General features: G+C 39.1%; 19 protein-coding genes. 8 read left to right on the forward strand and 11 right to left on the reverse strand.

The genetic code is table 11. The features are described 5' to 3' along the window. Positions 1-90: 90 nt before the first annotated feature. Together M3206_RS03405 and M3206_RS03410 are read right to left on the reverse strand one after the other, a co-directional pair. Positions 91-2,874 (reverse strand): DEAD/DEAH box helicase, encoded by a 2,784-nt coding sequence (locus M3206_RS03405; protein WP_251311103.1) that lies wholly within the window; start codon positions 2,872-2,874, stop codon positions 91-93. Continuing rightward, positions 2,871-4,181 carry a hypothetical protein gene (locus tag M3206_RS03410; RefSeq protein ID WP_251311104.1) on the reverse strand — a complete coding sequence of 437 codons (1,311 nt, stop codon included), beginning with the start codon at positions 4,179-4,181 and terminating at the stop codon, positions 2,871-2,873. The genes M3206_RS03405 and M3206_RS03410 overlap by 4 nt, the downstream gene beginning before the upstream one ends. A gap of 365 nt (positions 4,182-4,546) precedes the next feature. On the opposite strand from M3206_RS03410, the gene M3206_RS03415 reads away from it, so the two are divergent. From M3206_RS03415 to M3206_RS03440, 5 genes are all read left to right on the forward strand, one after another. Next, entirely contained in the window at positions 4,547-4,702 is a 156-nt protein-coding gene (locus M3206_RS03415) for an aspartyl-phosphate phosphatase Spo0E family protein (protein WP_285876692.1), read from the forward strand. Positions 4,703-4,928: 226 nt separating this feature from the next. After that, positions 4,929-5,516 carry a 3D domain-containing protein gene (locus tag M3206_RS19165; RefSeq protein WP_425590702.1) on the forward strand — a complete coding sequence of 196 codons (588 nt, stop codon included), beginning with the start codon at positions 4,929-4,931 and terminating at the stop codon, positions 5,514-5,516. Positions 5,517-5,669: 153 nt separating this feature from the next. Continuing rightward, a complete protein-coding gene (gene bacA / locus M3206_RS03430) occupies positions 5,670-6,470 on the forward strand; it encodes an undecaprenyl-diphosphate phosphatase (RefSeq protein WP_251311105.1) in 801 nt (266 codons plus the stop codon). A 187-nt stretch (positions 6,471-6,657) separates the two neighbouring features. Beyond that, positions 6,658-6,960, forward strand: a complete 303-nt coding sequence (locus M3206_RS03435) for a hypothetical protein (RefSeq protein WP_251311106.1) — start codon at positions 6,658-6,660, stop codon at positions 6,958-6,960. A 123-nt stretch (positions 6,961-7,083) separates the two neighbouring features. Beyond that, positions 7,084-8,019, forward strand: a complete 936-nt coding sequence (locus M3206_RS03440; protein WP_251311107.1) for an ATP-grasp domain-containing protein — start codon at positions 7,084-7,086, stop codon at positions 8,017-8,019. Positions 8,020-8,384: 365 nt separating this feature from the next. On the opposite strand, the gene M3206_RS03445 is transcribed toward M3206_RS03440, so the two are convergent. The 7 genes from M3206_RS03445 to M3206_RS03475 all read right to left on the reverse strand — a co-directional run bounded on the left by M3206_RS03445 (position 8,385) and on the right by M3206_RS03475 (position 12,585). Next, positions 8,385-9,308 carry a DNA-3-methyladenine glycosylase family protein gene (locus M3206_RS03445; protein ID WP_251311108.1) on the reverse strand — a complete coding sequence of 308 codons (924 nt, stop codon included), beginning with the start codon at positions 9,306-9,308 and terminating at the stop codon, positions 8,385-8,387. A 34-nt stretch (positions 9,309-9,342) separates the two neighbouring features. Further along, complete coding sequence (gene ytzI, locus M3206_RS03450; protein WP_251311109.1) at positions 9,343-9,537, reverse strand: YtzI protein; 195 nt, start codon at positions 9,535-9,537, stop codon at positions 9,343-9,345. A 108-nt stretch (positions 9,538-9,645) separates the two neighbouring features. Next, a complete protein-coding gene (locus M3206_RS03455) occupies positions 9,646-10,257 on the reverse strand; it encodes a nitroreductase family protein (protein ID WP_251311110.1) in 612 nt (203 codons plus the stop codon). Between the two features lie 93 nt (positions 10,258-10,350). Continuing rightward, positions 10,351-10,995, reverse strand: coding sequence for an FMN-dependent NADH-azoreductase (locus M3206_RS03460; protein WP_251311111.1), 645 nt, complete (start codon positions 10,993-10,995; stop codon positions 10,351-10,353). A gap of 213 nt (positions 10,996-11,208) precedes the next feature. After that, the gene (locus tag M3206_RS03465) at positions 11,209-11,766 is read right to left on the reverse strand and encodes a DJ-1/PfpI family protein (protein ID WP_251311112.1); all 558 of its coding nucleotides are present in this window, start codon (positions 11,764-11,766) and stop codon (positions 11,209-11,211) included. A gap of 306 nt (positions 11,767-12,072) precedes the next feature. After that, on the reverse strand, positions 12,073-12,285 hold the full coding sequence (locus tag M3206_RS03470; RefSeq protein ID WP_251311113.1) for a hypothetical protein: 213 nt from the start codon (positions 12,283-12,285) through the stop codon (positions 12,073-12,075). A gap of 75 nt (positions 12,286-12,360) precedes the next feature. Continuing rightward, positions 12,361-12,585, reverse strand: coding sequence for a hypothetical protein (locus M3206_RS03475; protein ID WP_251311114.1), 225 nt, complete (start codon positions 12,583-12,585; stop codon positions 12,361-12,363). A 333-nt stretch (positions 12,586-12,918) separates the two neighbouring features. Here M3206_RS03475 and M3206_RS03480 point away from each other — a divergent pair, with 333 nt between their 5' ends. From M3206_RS03480 to wrbA, 3 genes are all read left to right on the forward strand, one after another. Beyond that, positions 12,919-13,584, forward strand: a complete 666-nt coding sequence (locus tag M3206_RS03480) for a phosphatase PAP2 family protein (RefSeq protein ID WP_251311115.1) — start codon at positions 12,919-12,921, stop codon at positions 13,582-13,584. 122 nt (positions 13,585-13,706) lie between these two features. Then, positions 13,707-14,156 carry a hypothetical protein gene (locus M3206_RS03485; RefSeq protein ID WP_251311116.1) on the forward strand — a complete coding sequence of 150 codons (450 nt, stop codon included), beginning with the start codon at positions 13,707-13,709 and terminating at the stop codon, positions 14,154-14,156. Between the two features lie 97 nt (positions 14,157-14,253). Further along, complete coding sequence (gene wrbA, locus M3206_RS03490; RefSeq protein WP_251311117.1) at positions 14,254-14,880, forward strand: NAD(P)H:quinone oxidoreductase; 627 nt, start codon at positions 14,254-14,256, stop codon at positions 14,878-14,880. Positions 14,881-15,060: 180 nt separating this feature from the next. On the opposite strand, the gene M3206_RS03495 is transcribed toward wrbA, so the two are convergent. Both M3206_RS03495 and M3206_RS03500 read right to left on the reverse strand, forming a co-directional pair. Continuing rightward, the gene (locus M3206_RS03495) at positions 15,061-15,606 is read right to left on the reverse strand and encodes a TVP38/TMEM64 family protein (RefSeq protein ID WP_251311118.1); all 546 of its coding nucleotides are present in this window, start codon (positions 15,604-15,606) and stop codon (positions 15,061-15,063) included. A 337-nt stretch (positions 15,607-15,943) separates the two neighbouring features. After that, positions 15,944-18,013 carry a heavy metal translocating P-type ATPase gene (locus M3206_RS03500; RefSeq protein ID WP_251311119.1) on the reverse strand — a complete coding sequence of 690 codons (2,070 nt, stop codon included), beginning with the start codon at positions 18,011-18,013 and terminating at the stop codon, positions 15,944-15,946. Between the last annotated feature and the right edge of the window lie 9 nt (positions 18,014-18,022).

Below are 18,022 nucleotides of genomic sequence, written 5' to 3' on the forward strand. Positions count from 1 at the left end.
GGTCTTATTTAATGTCATATACATATCCAATTATAATCTATTTCTTCTCTTAGAAAAACAGAACCCGTAGTTCAGCATGTCTTTCTAGTCTTAAGTCTCTACCCACTCTTTGCGCAGTGTGAGTAAATCTTTAAGTTCATCCGTAGATAATTCTGTAATCCAGTTTTCGCTCTGGATCACTTTCTCGGAAAGCTCTTTTTTACTTTCAAGCATCAAATCAATCTTTTCCTCAAGTGTGCCGAGTGTGATCATTTTATGCACCGTAACAAATTTCTTCTGACCGATTCGATGTGCACGGTCAGTAGCTTGGTTCTCAACGGCAGGGTTCCACCATCTATCATAATGAATAACATGATTGGCTTCTGTGAGATTTAAACCAGTACCTCCTGCCTTTAGAGATAAGATGAAGATCGCGTTGTCTCCATTTTGGAAACTGTCAATCATCTCATCACGTTTTTGTTTGGATAAGCTTCCATGCAAGAACAAGACAGGCTTCCCGAACTTTTTCTCTGCATACTTTTTGATCAGCTCACCCATAAAGATAAACTGAGTAAAGATTAAGCATTTTTCACCTTTTTCTAAAATCGCATCCAGAAGCTCGATCATCTTTGAAAATTTAACAGATTGATCTTCAAGCTTCGTTAATTTTTCATTCTTCGTATAAAGAGCAGGATGATCACAGATCTGCTTCAGTTTACCAAGCATAGCGAGCAGCAGACCGCGTCGCTGCATACCTGTTACCTTTTCAAGCTGTTCAAAGGTATCTTGAACGAGTCTTTCATATAAAGAGGCTTGATCTTTTGATAGTGGACAGTATTCTTTAATTTCCTGTTTCTCAGGAAGATTCAACTGAACAGCGGGATCCATCTTCGTACGTCTGAGCAAGAAAGGCTGTACTAAACTTTTTAACTGTTGCAGTTTGACATTATCATTTTCTTTTTCTACCGGCAGTACAAACTTCTTTTTGAAAGAAGGCTCACTTCCTAAATAGCCGGGATTAAGGAAATCAAAAATCGCCCAAAGCTCCAGCAGCCTATTCTCAACAGGTGTTCCCGTTAACGCTATCTTGTGTCGTCCTTTCAGTTTTCGAATACTTCTGGACTGTTTCGTATAGCTGTTTTTAATATTTTGAGCTTCATCGAGAACGATTGCTTCCCAAAATACCTCGCTTACTTCTAAAAAATCAAGCTGACATGTGGTATAGGAAGTAATCACAACGTCGTAATCCTTATACCATTTCTCGAAGTCTTCACCTTTTTTTCGACTGGAGCCGTAATGTAAACCAACTTTCAACGTTGGCGAGAAATGCTCAAGCTCCTTCTGCCAGTTTCCGATTACAGATGTTGGACAGACCAATAAAAAGGTTCCTTCCTGCTCCCCTTTTTCCTTGACCTTTAAAAAGTAATCGATAGTCTGAACCGTTTTACCGAGCCCCATATCATCTGCCAAACATCCGCCAAGCCCAAATCTGCGAAGAAAATACATCCAAGAGCTTCCTGTCTTTTGATATTCTCTAAGAGTTCCCTGCAGATTTTCTGCTTTTGGCTCAACAGGGATTGTTTTGATCTCAGAAAGCTGATCCATCCAACGCTTCAGTGGCGCATCCCATTCCATATCAAGCGTTGGTCCTTCAAATTCAATTCCATCTAGTCCATCTTCTGCAGGATTGGTATCCATATTTAAAAGATGCTGTTCTAATACGTCTTTTAACTGAATGCCATTACGGTCCACATTTTTAATGAGGTGTCTGACTTGTTTCATCCATTCAGGATCGACTCTGTACCATTGCCCGTTTCTTCTAATCAACCTTCTGCTGCCATCGACCATCTTTCGGAATTCTTCTTCTGAGAGCTCTTCGTCTCCAGTGGAAAGTCTCCAATCAAATTGCATGATTGCGTTCAAACCTAAAAAGGACGGTGCTCCACCGCCAGTTTGTGGTTTAGTCTTGATCTTCGCTTTAACTTTAGGCTGCAGTTCTTGAACGGTCTGCCACCATTCGGGAAGTATACTAGAGATACCTATTTGGCGAAGAAGATCGCTTTTTAACGTTAGGAAATCCCAAGCTTCTTTTTCTGTAATCTCTTCTCTGATTTCTTTTCGGCTGCCAACCTTTAGCCACGAAATCAACTTCGATACCAATGCCATATCGCTTTCAAGCATGGGTTGATAGGCTTTCCATTCGTCAGGCAAAAGAGTGCTTCTCCCTTTATAAGGAACACGGATGCCTTCTTCTTTTTCCTGTAGATAAGCATGCAAACCCCAGATTTCTTTTTCTTCACCATCATCAGGTTCGGATAGTTCAAATACCAATTGAAAAGGCTTAGGATCTTCTCTCCAGCCAATTTTAATCAGCCATTCTTCTTCGCCTAGATGGCTAAGTGCAGAAATAATCGGTCTTGAACCTCTGAGTACTTCCTTGTTAAAGGATGATGGCATACCTGTATAACCGGTATCAGGCAAATTTGAAAGAGCCTCATTGATCCAAGGAGACTCGATACGTTTTCCTTCTGCTTTCCATGACCATTCACCTGATTTCCATGCTTCAAAGTCAGGAAACACGAGATCAGCTTTCAATAATTGATCATAGTGGTTTGCTTCTTTTACTATTTGCCATGCATCTGTTTCCCAAGTGTCTTTAGAAAGGAAAAAGTCTGGATAACGATTAAACAAAACAAAGGCTTCTCCAGCTTTCAAATATATGTTTTGGTTTTCGTCTATATCAAGCATCGTCCCATAAAAAGAAGGCGGATGCCACGTAAATAAAAGAGGTTTCCAATCGTTCACATGCACTCTTTTCTTATCTTTAGTGGCCCATAAAACCATATTTCCATGAAGCCATTTTGCATGAAGTAAAAGATTGCTTGTATCGATCATGAAATAAACTTTCCTTTCCTTAACTCTTCCTGAAACGCTCGTAACCGTCCATAGGTTGTTGCGATTTGATGGATATAATGAGAGAACCGTTCTTCCTCACCAAGATCAAAATAAATAGTACGAAGCGTTTTTAGATGTTTGATAGCCGATTGATAGGATTTTCTTGTCCGTTCATTGATCAGCCTGTCAATCGTTTGATGGTAGATCGGCAGAACCTTTTCTTTATCAAATGATAGAACCTCTTTTAAATCTTTCCGTTGAATGAGCTCTGGCGAGTAACCCATGATTACTTGAAGCTCCACCCATCTTTCATGTTCTCCGATTACCATTAAATATTCTCCGTATTCGTAGAAAGTGATCGGTAAAAACTCAATGAGCATCTCTTCATACTTTTCTTCATCACCTGTATGCTGAGCGTATTTCCAAAAATATTGGAGATATTCATGAAAGAATTCACGAGCGTCAGATTGATAGTAATACGAGCTAACACCCTCAAGGAAATGCGGCTTTAGGTAAAGAAGCCAAGTCAAGAGACGCTCCCACTCCTGCTTATCAACCAAGAGTTTCATCCAAACCAGAAAATGAACCATCTCTACGTTCTTCTCGTTCTGAGCTAAACATTCAAAAGCAAGTTTATCTTCTTCACGTGCAAAAGCGAAATGCACAAGTGCGAGGTCAAGCATTTGAGAGGATTTACCCGATTCTTTTTCTTCTAGCAATTGTTTTTCATACTTTTCAACCCAAGTTCGCTCTTTATAAAGAAGAGACCAGCTCACCTGAAAAAGGTAAAATAATAAATAGCTCCATTTTGGAGGGATCTCATATAGACTTTGAAAGTTTCGGAGACTCTCTTCCACCAGTTTTTTATTTTCATTAAGAAGCTTTTCACTATTCATATCTTTTAAAGCAGCGTAGATCTGATCCGATAACTTCTCAACGGTAGCCTCGAAGTTGGACTGCATGTAGGAAGCTACTCCATATTGTGCTTCAAATGAAAATAAGCGAATCAGTGTTTCGATTTGGACGTGGTATCTATAGAGCAGAGCAATATCTTCATCAAAAAATTGTCCAGCATTTAAAAGTGCCGGATAATAATCGCGATAGATATGTACAAATGTATAGCTTGTATCTTTTCCATCAGCTAAATCCCGAAAGGAGACGGTTTGCATTTTCCGTTTTTCGAACGTCTCGAATCGCTCTGAAAAATACTCACGCCACAACTGAACCGAATCCGTATTTTGAACTTTCTTCTCAGGAGAATCATATTGTGCTCGCTTTTCCCCTTCTTGTTCCTCTGATTGCTTCATTCCGTCTCCCCTCCTTTACGTTTTATTACCAATTATAGCAAATTAGATGATTGCTCATTCATTGCATATCATATCTATTTTAAAGGAAATTACAGCAGTTGACCAAAAAAATAACTTTATCGCTCCTAATCATTCATAAATGGACTGCATTATAGCCTTTATTTGTGTGATCTTATTAGTGTTTCACTCTCCACCTTCTAGATGAAACATCTCACTCTATGGACCAGACAATAGTCGACAATATTTACTCGATATTTGTTGAATCCTGTAATATTATCACTTCTTTCCGCGAAACCCTTTCTCTTTTCCGAAAAATATTGCATATTTATTGAGACAAAATCTTTCATGAAAGTTGTGAATAATACATGCTGCTACAATTAATTGAAGAAAAACGCGAAGTCTTGCTTTGTCTTGGAAAAACATATGGACTTACAGCGAAAGAAACAGTTATATGCAGTCAAGAACTTGATCAGCTATTAAACCGCCTTGATGATTGTCATGAAGAACGGAAGGACAATTAAAAGCTTTGTCTATTTCCTGGGAAATTTGTCGAAAACCACAGAAACCTCTATTACTTTTTTACCTGCCCTCAATCTTTTTCCTTTTCATTACTCTTTTTCCTATTATTATATGAATATAGTAATGTAATCTCTTTGTTACCTTCTCCTAACCGTATTGTCACAATCGATTAGTATAATTGGAAACCGAGACGTATTTAACCAATTATACATATTAGGAGGAGTTATAATGATAAAAAAATGGGTAATTACAGGGGCTATGGCGTTTGGATTGCTCTTATCTGCTCCCGTTAGCGGATTTGCAGCAATGGGTGATCACACTCTTCGACCTGGCACATGGGACAATGATGTATATGAACTTCAAGGTAAATTAAAAGCGATGGGATACTTCGATTTCGCTGTCACAACAGGCTATTATGGTCCAGTTACTAAAGAAGCGGTCATTAAATATCAAAAAGCTAAAGGATTAAAAGTAGATGGTATTGCAGGGCAGCAAACTTTTAATAGTATTCAAAATAATATTCAAAGAAAAGGGATGACTGTAGCTGCAACTGCCTACACGGTAAATTGCGAAGGCTGCAGCGGTGTAACTGCAAATGGGACAAACCTTAAAGAAATCCCTTATGCGAAAGTAATCGCAGTAGATCCGGATGTTATCCCAATGGGTTCCGTCGTATTTGTACCTGGTTATGGTTATGCGGTAGCTGCTGATACTGGCGGTGGCATCAATGGAAAAGAAATTGATGTATTCATGAAGAACTATTCAGACGCAGTGAACTGGGGCAGAAAGAACGTAAATATCACAATCATCAACTAATGAAGATGGGGATACTCTTCCCCATCTTTTTTAGTTGTTCATGAATTTGTATAAATTACTAGCAAAAAAATATGACAATGCGCTTGTTCTCTACTATAATAGATTTCATGAATTTAAAATAAAGATGAACTTTGAATAAGTGAAGGTGAATGTATGTTTCTTTGGGTTGCAATTGTAATGGGAATTATAGAAGGTATCACAGAATTTCTTCCGGTATCATCAACGGGCCACTTAATCATAGCGGGCCATATGATGGATTTTACGGGAGATAAAGCGAAGACATTTGAAATTGTTATTCAGCTTGGTTCGATTCTTGCGGTAGTGGTTCTCTACTGGAATCGCCTTTGGAGTTTATTGGGTGTAGGCAAAATGGCTAAGAAAGAAAACAGCTTGAACCTCGGCCATATTTTTATTGCCATCCTGCCAGCTGTTATCATCGGACTTATTGTTCATGATTTCATTAAAGAGCATCTATTCTCTCCTGAAACCGTGATTGTCGGACTTGTTGTCGGTGGATTTTTAATGCTTTTTGCTGAAAAGGTGCAGAAACGTCAAGGAGTTAATGCGGCAGATCTTGATGAAATGACGTATAAACAAGCTTTAAAAATTGGATTGTTTCAATGTTTGTCATTATGGCCAGGATTTTCTCGATCAGGAGCTACAATCTCTGGCGGAATTATCTCAGGACTCAATCACCGTACCGCTGCAGATTTCTCATTTATCCAAGCGGTTCCGATCATGATCGCAGCATCCGGTCTTGACCTTTTTAAAGCACGGGATTATTTAAGTGCAGCCGATCTACCATTCTTTTTAACAGGTTTTGTTACAGCATTTTTAGTAGCAGCCGTAGCTATTCTTTTCTTTGTAAAACTAATCGCAAAAGTAAAATTAACTCCTTTTGCCTACTATAGATTTATCATAGCCGCAATATTGGCTGTATTCTTCTATCTATAAAATGACTAAGCTTACCGCTTTCCATTGCGGTAAGCTTTTTTATTTGCTGCTTTTAGGAAATTGTTCAGTCTTATGCCTCTGTTTGCTTATTTGATTAATCTGTTTAAACAAGAGAAAAAAAACGAGAGCAATTTAGAAATCGGTAAAAATAAAGAAATTCTCGAAATAGAGGCGCAAGAGTTCGTAAATGATTATTCTCTTTTGTGAAGATGGCTGCAATCTAAAGACCGAACGAGAAAAAAGTTTCTTCAATTTGAAAAAACGATGGACAAACGCGGATACGGGAGATTCCGCTCACCTATGGTTTGAACGGTTAAAACTTAACAGTGATGAAGCACTTGCGGTTTTACAAGCTTATGAAAAAGTCCGGTACGGTGAAAAACATATAACTAATGATGAGTTCAGCTTTTACGCAAAAGCGATTAAAAACTTTGAGAAATCTGAGCACCTTCAAAAAAAAGTCGAAATAAGGCTTCTTTTTCTTTATTAAACGGTTCATATTGCTAGACTACAAAGTGACATACTATCCATCTGTATTCCTTTCCTTTCTATATCACCTATATTAGACTAGAAATATAGAAACACTCGGTTTTAAATGTTAAGGAGGACTCCGATGAATCCAAAAATATATGTGATCCACGAAAATAGTGAATGGACAGCCCCCTTATTCCAGCGTTTTGAGGAATTGGGCCTTCCTTATGAAGACTGGCATATGGCAAAAGGTCATATTGATTTAAGACAAGCTCCTCCAGAAGGTATTTTTTATAACCGTATGAGTGCTTCCTCTCATACACGCGGCCACCGTTTTGCTCCGGAATATACCTCGTCTGTTCTGGCTTGGCTTGAAAGCTACGGCAGAAAGGTATTCAATAACAGCCGGGCACTCCAGCTTGAGATCAGCAAAGTTAATCAATACAGTGCTTTAAAAGCTTTTGATATTCCTGTCCCCCATACGATTGCAGCTTATGGAAAAGAAGAACTTTTAAAGGCAGCAGCATACTTTGATGGACCTTTTATTACAAAGCATAACAGAGCTGGTAAAGGGCTTGGGGTTCAGTTGTTTCAAACATCAGACGCTCTTGAAACGTATGTGAACGGTGACAGTTTTGATGATTCGATAGATGGGATTACGCTCCTTCAAGATTATATAGAGGCACCTGAACCTTATATCGTGCGCTGTGAATTCATTGGCGGTAAATTTCTATACGCGGTAAAAGTGGATACTTCAGAAGGATTTGAACTTTGTCCAGCTGATGCCTGTCAGATTGGTGATCAATTCTGTCCGGTCACCGAACAGCCTGAAGAACCTGAACCAAAGTTTAAGATATTAGAAAACTTTACCCTTCCTTATCAATCAAACTTTGAAGCATTCTTACAAGCGAATGGCATAACGTTCGCTGGAATAGAAATCATTACAGATCAAACCGATAACGTGTATGCGTATGATGTAAATACGAACACAAATTACAACCGTGAAGCCGAAGAAAAGGCGGGTATATTTGGTATGAAAGCAATCGCAGAGTATTTAGGAAAAGAATTAAATCAATAAAAAAACGAAGGGGCTGACTCAAAAGTGTAAAACTTTTGAGTCAGCCCCATTTTTATATAAAACAAGGAATTAAGACGATTTGTTGAATCAAAACAGATTAATTAATAAAGATGAGTGTCCATTCGAGCTGTTTTAGTGCTAAGTAGATGTGGAAACTAAAACAAGTTTGCGCGAAAATGAGGTCATCTGCGCGAACGTGTAACAGAATAAAAGAACACGTACCGTGAAAAACGTTATTTAGCTTTTGATTCCTAAAAATAGGCTGACATTGGTCAGCCACCTTCAAAAACTCGTATATGAGCCTCAATAAGAATGGGCTGATCAAACCGTTTCCTCTTGATCAGCTCTCGTAAACGACACCGTTTTTATGTATGATCTACAACCTCTGGTGTTTGGTTCAAGGTTTCCCATAAATAATATGTGATATATGTTCTCCACGGGTTCCAATCCTCAGCTAACTGCCTTACTTCATCTTCAGAAGGCTGACTTTCAAGGTGCCATACGTTTCGAACAGCATTCCTTAAACCGATATCCGCGGCAGGAAGGATATCAGGACGACCCATCCCGAAAATCAATAAACATTCGATCGTCCATTTTCCTATCCCCCTGAGCGGAAGCAAGATTTGAAAAATGTCCTCATCCGATTTATTCCACAGTTCTTCTAAGTCTAGTTTGCCATCAACTATCATTCTGGCAAGGTCAATAATATACTCTGCTTTTCGCTGGCTGAACTGAAGTTCGCGAAGATCTTCATACGTTAATTTTGCTGTACTTTCTGGGGAAGGAAAGGTTTGAAAGACATTCCCTTCTACCTCTATTTCCCTCCCTGCTCGTTTGATCAGCCGATCAGTCAATGTCCCTGCAAACGTTAAATTCACCTGCTGACCGATGATTATTTTTATAATCGCTTCAAAAAGATCGGTTTCTGTAAGAAGCTTTAAGCCTTTAAATCGATTAAGTACTGCTCCTAATTCAGTGTGTCCCGAGAAATGATCATACAGTTCGGAGAGATCCAGTTCAGTAGAAAAAAGCTGTTGAACTTTTTTTTTCGCTTTTGCTTCCAAAACGTTTCCATCTATCGGTATCACCTGACAAGAAAGAACCGGATTATCCACAGAGCCTTCAGATTTGATTTTTAAATAACAAGGTCTGTTGTCTATCTGTACGATCTTTTCATACTGTGTAAAATCGTCAGAGAGTTTTAAAACATGCGTTTTACCGGTAACGGTTAAACGCTTCATCATTTTTTGAAAATCAAAAGGCGGCTTAGGTGAAATCGAAAAATTCATACCTCGTTCCATCTCCTCTAGGACGATTTAGTGATCATTTTGTTTCTTCTGTACCCTTTTGGTTATCTGCCTCATCTTTTTCTTCATTATGTTTTAAATAAGGGTTGTCTTCGAGGGTATCTACCGTATGCTTGTATGAATAACCTTTTGAGATCGCAGCCGCAAAAATAATAATGACAAACACAATGATGACAAGTGTGATAAGTATAGATATCGTTAATGTGCTCATAATTACTCCTTTAGCAAAAAATTGTCTTAATACTTGTATAATAGCATATTCTGCAAAAAAAAAAGCAGTCTAAGCGATGGATATGACGCTAGACTGCTTACTGTGTTTTTAGATTTTTTCTTCGTATTTTTCATGCATGATTAAACGGTTTATATCAAACCGTTCTGTTGGCCGTGCTGGTCCGTCAGCATAACCTAACGTGATCATCATGACAGGAATGAATCGCTCAGGAATTCCTAATGCAGGCACGATCGCTTCATGATCAAAGCCTGTCATCGGACATGAATCAACACCTAAGGCTTTAGCCGCGAGCATGAGCTGCATGGCTCCAAGCGAAGCGTTCTTAAGTGCTTCTCTCTCTCCTAATGGGCGACCTTGTGAATAGGCACTTTTAATATTATTAAGCAACATGTTTCTAGCTTCTTCAGGTGCTTTTTCGAAAACTTCTGGTGCTACTTTATCCGCTTCTGTGTCTCCCAAGACGATCACAACTGCGGAAGCATCTAGAACATGCTTCTGATTGTAAGCGATTGGAAACAATTTCTCTTTTTGTTCTTTAGATGTTACAACAATAAAGCGCCAATGCTGAAGATTCCATGCAGATGGTGCCTTTCCTGCCATCTCTAATATATTATGAAGTGTTTCATTAGGGATCTCTTTATCTTTCTGATACAGTCTGACAGAAGCTCTTTCTTCCATAACTTTTAATGTTTCGTTCAACGTATTCCACTCCCTTAAAAACGATAAAGGTGCCTTAACGGTTAGACACCTTTTTATAATTCCTCTTAAAACCGTTCGTTATCAGCGTACAATTTATGCGTTTCTTTTAGCTGCTGCTAATTCTTTTGCCAGTTCTGATGCAGTCTTTCTTGCTGCATCAAGAATATCTTCAGCACGATCTGGTGTTGCTGCCATTCCTTCTGTGTAAATATGGTGGTAGTCTGTAATTCCGATAAAGGCCATTACACCTTGCAAGTAGCCATTTGTAAACTCAAAGTTTTGAGCAGGTCCCTCAGAATATACTCCGCCTCGAGATTGAATGTGTACAGCGGTTTTATCCCCAAGAAGTCCTTGTGGTCCGTTTTCTGTATATTTAAAAGTCTTTCCAGCGATCACAACGTTATCGATATATGCCTTAAGCATTGGAGGATAGCTTAAGTTCCACATTGGTGTGTTGAAAACGTACATATCAGCAGAAAGGAACTGTTCTAAAATCTCTCCCATTCGGGTCGTTTTCTCTACTTGTGAGGGAGATAGTTCAAGACCAGCCGCTAATTTTCCCCAAGCGTCTAGAACATCTGCATCGATTAATGGGATATTTTCTTCATAAAGATTAACTGTTTCGACTTCAATGTTTTCGTTTAAATTTGAAAGCTCATTTAGGAAGTGACGTCCTAAGCGAAGTCCGAATGATTGATCTAATGGTTTTGGATTTGAATTAATATAAAGTACTTTCATGAGTCGTTCTCTCCTTTAGGTTTCATGTATTTATTATAGATAGCTTTTTAAACCAACTTCCCTTTAGTAAGTTAATTCTTTTTATATCTTAATTCTGTGACTTACTTTTGTCAAGTAATAAACTTTTGTTTATTATCCAAACACTAGTTAGTAATAATTCCCAATAAAAAACGCCCTCCAGTTATAAACTAGAGAGCGAAAAGGGGAGCATGGTTAAAAAGAGCTTGTTCCTTTAAAAAAATTATATTCTTCGAGGCCGTCGAAGCATTGCAAACGGTCCCCTATCGTTAATCCAAAATCAATATATGCATGACTTTTAGCTGTTAATAAGTTCTTATCTTCTACGATTTGTTTCGGTACATACGTTCCGTTCAGCCAGTTAGAAGTCTTAACGAATTCTTCTTCTTTCAAAGATATCGTATACGATCTGCCGTTAAGTATGCCTGCTCGTCCTAAAATGGTGGCACCGTTACCGATTGCAGCAATCTTAATACCTTCACGATCAAATACTTGCACAAGGTGCAGCAATCTTGGATTACCTTGTGTGAAAGCTTGTTTCCCGCCTGGGATAATAAGCATTTCATAATCCATCGGACTGATGTTTTTCATTTTGATCGTGGGCTGCATCATTAGCCCACATTCACTTGTAACGGTTCCCGGTAAAAGCGAAAAAGGGAGCACTTCGTATTTCTTACCGATTATAGATAAGGTTGTCATGATCTCCACTTCTCTAAATTGCGGATATAAATAGACAAGCACTTTCTTTTTCACGTCATTCACCCGTTCCTGTTACCATTTTCCCCGCCTTCAAACGAAAGAGGGTGTAAGTCTATTGTATCAGGGAGTGAGACCGCTTTGTATTGGGAAAATTGAAGGAGAACATGTGCTTTCATTTTAGTATAAAACAAGCAGTTTTCCCAACTTATGATGGTCGGAAGTCTCCGTAAGAGATCAATTTGCTTAAAAAACTCCTTCTGAATGTCTATTTGGTTGTAATACTTTTCGGTTAGTGATGGCTAATACAAATTAGAATCAAGAAAACTGACCCATATTCCACATAGGCCAGCTTAAACTCTTTTATTTATGTCCTTTTCCTTTTGTAAGATGACAGGCTACACCTTTTCCAATAGCTCCTGGTTTCGACATTCTCTCAATATATTCCAGGCCTCTTGCGCATTGGGTCTTACAGCCAATACATGTTTCACTCGTGACCATCTTCATTGTGTGCTGATATTTGTTAACGTTACTATCATATTTGTTGAATTTTTTTTTCGCGCTTTTTTTCGCCATTTATGAGCCCTCCCCTGAATCCTAAATCATTGTATGTAGGAGGGCTGGCTTTTGACATAAACAAAAATAAAAAAACTACCCGATATGCAGGTAGTCTTCGTCATATTCCAATTTAACATCTTCTGCGTTGTTCAAAGCAAGCGAATAAATATAATCACTGTCAAACTTATCATACGATAGCAAAAACTCATGCAAAGGCATATTATACTTATTCCATACCACATCCATGAGCCATTTCTCGCTGATTTCAAAATATTCGCCATTATAGCGATTAATCTTAATGGTATTTCCTACATACATCTATAACACTCCCTTTCCAAGAGGTTAATTATGCATTAGGTATACACGGTTGTACCTTCATTATAAGCCTTTTGTCAGAAAAGTCAAAAACTTTATAAGTGAGAACAGGTTAGAATTACTACTAGTCGTAAATAGTGGAAATCCATTTTACCGCGTTGCTGGGAACACTATAAATGTGACGCAACACCGGAATTTTTTTAGAAAATACGTCTTATTTCCTATGACAAATAAACCATATTATGGTAATGTCAAAAAGTATATTCAAATGTGTAAAACATTGCTAAACGGGTATAGATTTAAAAGCTGATGATATAGACAAAGGAGTAGTTTGTATTGCGTATCGTAAAAGAAAATATTTTAGCATTAAGTCTTCTCCTCTCTATCCCTTTGCTAAATATCATCTATCAGGTGCTAAATCATGGGGAACGTGGAGCAAGACAGCTCATTACAGCAGTAGATTACCAAATACCTTTTGTTGAAATTTTTGTAGTCCCTTACGTCTTATGGTATGCGTTTATCTTTTTGATGTTCGTTTATTTCTGCTTATACGACAGGGCTATTTATTACCGGACACTTTTGAGTTTCTGTGTAGGCATGCTGGTTTGCTATGTCATTTATTTCTTCTTTCAAACCACCGTTCCTCGACCAGAGCTCGTCGGAAATGGCATCTTAACCAATATGGTCAGATATGTATATGGAGCTGATCAGCCCTTCAATTGTTTCCCAAGTATTCACGTATTAAGCAGTTATTTAATGATCTTAGGTATACGGCATAGCAAACTTTGGACGATTAAGAAGGATATCATCGTTTCATCCATCTCATACAGTATTATCCTATCCACACTATTTGTGAAACAGCACGTTGTCCTTGATGTTGTAGCAGCTGTATTGTTAGGAAGCTTATTATTCAAATTGTTCTATTATCTAGAAACAGAAACAGTTGCCAGCTTCTTTAAACGCATGACTAAGACCAAACTTCAGAGCACAGAAAAAAGTTAATGAATGAAAAAGGATTGCAGCACGTCTGCAATTCTTTTTTTATGTAAACTTACAGATTTTCTCTACTTATGCATAACAAATAAAAATAAAAAATAGAAATAAAGTGGGAAGGAGTGATAACCATGAGCCAACATGGAACCGAAGAAGAGATACGCGCTCAAAACATGCATCAAACCTGCAAACAACACATGTATTATCATGTTATTGTAAAGACCAGCGATGGTCAGCAAACGGAAGGAATCATTACGGATCTAGACAAGAAAAATGTGTATATGCTTGTGCCTCAGGATATGATGCCTGTTGATGAGACAGAAGGCCCACAAGCTGGGCAGGGACAAGGAACAGGACAGCAAGCTGCTGGACCTCAGCAAACGATGCAGCAGCAAGGAGCTCCACAGCAAAATCAGCGGCAGTGGTACGGAAGACCACGGTACAGAAGGTTCTACCGTCAGATCTTTCCGCTGGCAACACTTGCAGCTTTGTCTCTTTTTCCTTATTATTATCCGCCTTATCCTTATCCGTACCCCTATCCCTACCCTTATGCGTACCCTTATCCTTATCCCTATTATTAAAAATAACCGCCTGAAAAAATCAGGCGGATTTTTTATGATTTCTAAAATGAAAAATCGGGAAGAGTATTATAGTCATAAATTTTGAGGAGGTACTATTTTGGCAAATATCTTAGTTGTGTATTACAGTTCATATGGACATATTCATGAGATGGCTCTCGCTGCATCAGAAGGCGTTCAGCAAGTAGAAGGAACAGAAGTAAAGGTCGTAAAAGTTCCCGAGTTTGAAGTGACTAAAAAACAAATGTCACAACAAGATGCGTATGTAAAAGCACAAGAAGCCCAGGCAGACATACCTGAAGTAACGTTGGATGATTTGAAATGGGCTGACGGAATCATTTGGGGTATCCCGACTCGTTACGGGATGATGCCTGCACAAATTAAACAGTTATTAGATTCGGCTGGAGGGCTTTGGGCTAACGGTGAGCTTGAAGGTAAAGCAACCGCAGTGATCACAAGCTCCAATACGATTCATGGCGGACAGGAATCTACAGCCATTACGACTTTCGTCCCGCTTATGCATTTTGGAATGATCTATGTTGGAGTCCCTTACGGTGAGAACTCTGAAATGATGACCGATGAAGGTATCGGCGGTTCACCGTATGCTGCTTCCACTGTAGCAGGGGCTGACGGAAGCAGACAGCCTGTTGATGCTGAGAAAACAATGGCTTCTCGTTTAGGTGTACGTGTCGCTAAAGTGGCGAAAGCATTGAAGGGAAATTTATAACTTTCTAAAAAAGATTTTTCGTTAAGTAAGCCTCCCTAAACCGGAGGCTTTTCTATTTGGCTTTTATGTCATACCCTTTTTTTCAATTGCTTCACGTCTCTAATTTTCCCTCAATCTTTTTAAACGATTGTTCAAGTCTAGTTTGTCACTTTTACATCGATGGGTTATTTTCTCAATTGTTTATAATCTTCTTTTTTTCAAAAATACAGATAGGCTTAAGGCCGCTGTCAGGGCTAAAATAACCTTTCCTGTCATATTCCACTGGGTAACATTGTAAACTGAATAAGCTTCTAATAGGAGTGCAGGGATCTTTCCAATGGAGCTAGCTACAATGAATATGTATGCTGAAACGGCCCCGATCGCTCCCGCAAATGTCACTAGGCCTGAAGGAACAAAAGGGAGAAGTCTTAACGAAAAAATAAGAATAAATGCTTCTTTCCCTTTTGCTTCAAGCACTCTAACCACCCGGGGGTATCCCTCAAGTTTCCTTCTCGATGCGTTCTTAAATCCTTTTCTATATAAAAGAAAGGAGATCGCTGCACCTGCTCCTTCCCCTATAAATGAGATGAAGGTTCCGTTCCAGAAACCAAAGAACAGAATATTAGCAGCCGTTAAAAATACAGATGGGACAACCCCTAAGATCGCAATAATCACATTTAGGAATATAGAAACCGGTATTGCCCATTCTCTGTATTCGTTGAAAAAACGTATAATCGTTTCTGACATGTAAGCGATCCTCCTCAAAAACTACCTACCCATATACCCCTTAATGGTACTAAAAAATGCAAGCTGCTGCATGAGTTCAATATCTTTTACCGACTGGTTTCACGGTACGTGTTTTTATATTTGTTACACGTTCGCTCAGAATTTCTGAGTTACGCTCAAAAAAGTCGATCTTCGCTCAAAATTCTTTAGCTACGCTCAAATCGCCTCAAGTTTCGCTCAAAATCCTTCTTTTTCGCTCAAACCGGTTTAAAGCAACTGAAAAAAACAGAGAACTACAAGCCAAAAGTGTGCTAAAAAGAACAAAAAAGAGCAGGCTGTATGATGGCCTGCTCTTTTTTCATCTTTTAGACGTATTTTTTTCAGTATGAAGCAACACCGTTAAGCTGATCAGGGTAACCAGGATGGTTGCACCCATATCGGAAAGGATTGCGATCCATAACGTCAGCCAGCCTGGGATTGTCAGCAGCAGAGCAAACAACTTCAATCCAAGAGAAAGGCCGATGTTCCACTTGATGACCGTGTTCACTTTGCGAGATACTTCTACCGCATCAGGTAGTTTGCCTAAATGATCCTGCATGAGAACAATATCTGCTGTCTCAATCGCACTGTCGGTCCCTTTTCCCATAGCGATTCCAAGATCTGCTGTAGCAAGTGCCGGAGCATCGTTAATTCCATCTCCAATCATCGCTACTTTATATTTTCCTTTTAATTCTTTAACCTTTTTAACCTTTTCTTCCGGCAGAAGCCCTCCAATAAAAGAAGTTACTCCTGTCTTCTTTGCTACTTTTTCAGCAACAAGAGGGTGGTCTCCTGTTAACATCAACGTTTCTTTAATCCCCTTATCGTGAAGTTCACGAATGATTTCAGCACTTTCTTTACGGATCTTATCGGCGATCGCGAAAACCCCTAATAGCTCTCTATCTTTTGCTACGAGTACAATGGTATTGCCTTCTACTTTAAATCGTTCGATCACTTTTCTAGCTTCTTCATCAGCATCTGTTTCACCAATTAACTTTTCATTTCCTAATCGGTACGTCATACCATCGAACTTTGCAGATATTCCTTGGCCAGATACCGTCTGGATCTCATCAACTTCGACTTCATCAATACCTAGTTCTTCACATCGTTTGATAATAGCTCGAGCTAAAGGATGTGATGAAGACCTTTCTATGGCATAAGCCACTTTATAAAAATCAGGGTGAAATAATGCATCTGATACAACATGGGGTTCTCCTAATGTTAACGTCCCTGTCTTATCAAAAACGATGGCCTCAATCTTGGAGAGCTGTTCTAAATACGCTCCGCCCTTAATTAAAATACCGTTTCGGGCGTTCACTGTGATTCCAGAGAGGATAGCGATCGGTGAGGATAAGATCAGTGCACAAGGACATCCGACGATCAATACAGCTAATCCCTGGTAAAACCATTCACCCCACGCACCATCAAATAACAGTGGCGGAACAAGCATCACAAATGCTGAAATAATCATGATTGCGGGTGTATAGTAATTTGCAAACCGGTTGATAAATAATTCTGTGGGTGTCTTCGATTCTTGTGCCTCCTGGACTAGTGCAAGTATTTTAGAAAGAGCCGATTGATTATAGGTCTTTGTCACCTTAACCTGAAGAACTCCCTCGTTGTTAATGCTTCCCCCAAAGACGGGTTCTCCCTTTTCTTTTTCTACAGGCAGAGACTCGCCGGTAATCGCTGCTTCGTTCACTGAACTTTTCCCTTGAACCACTACACCATCGGAAGGAATCTTTTGACCTGTTTTTACAAGGACAATATCGCCTACGTTCAAATCTTCGATCGAGATAATTTCAGTGTTTCCATCCTTTAATAAAATGGCTTCCTTTGGAGCAACTTTTAGCAGAGTCTCCATAGATTTGCGCGCTTTTTCCATGCCATAAGATTCAAGCAGTTCATTGATTCCAAAAAGAATCGCCACAAGAGCAGCTTCTTTCCACTCTCCAATAGAGACAGCCCCGATTAAAGCGACCGTCATCAACGTGTTAATATCAAATTTTAATTTACTTAAGTTACGAAGTCCCTTCATGAACGTTGGGTATCCAGAGAGAATCGTCGCAATTCCATAAAAGAATATGGTTACAGCGGGCTGATCCGTATACCATTCAGAAGATAGTGCAGCGATGAATGCTGCAGCTGAAACATACAGAAAAATCATCAGCCAATTCGGACCTTTTGGTTTCCCATCGGCTTCAAGACGAACCTTTTCTTTTGCAAGAATAGAACGGACTGCATGTAAGTCGACTTCTTCATCTATGATGATTTTACTTGAATTAAATTGTACTTGAGCCTCTTCTCCACCCGGAAGCTGCTGAATTTGTTCCTGCAGTTTCATGGCACAGTGACCACAAGATAATCCGGTAACCTTATGTTCTTTCATTTGATGTTC

It is taken from the genome of Fictibacillus phosphorivorans (assembly GCF_023715845.1).
GTDB classification, from domain to species: Bacteria; Bacillota; Bacilli; order Bacillales; family Fictibacillaceae; genus Fictibacillus; species Fictibacillus phosphorivorans_D.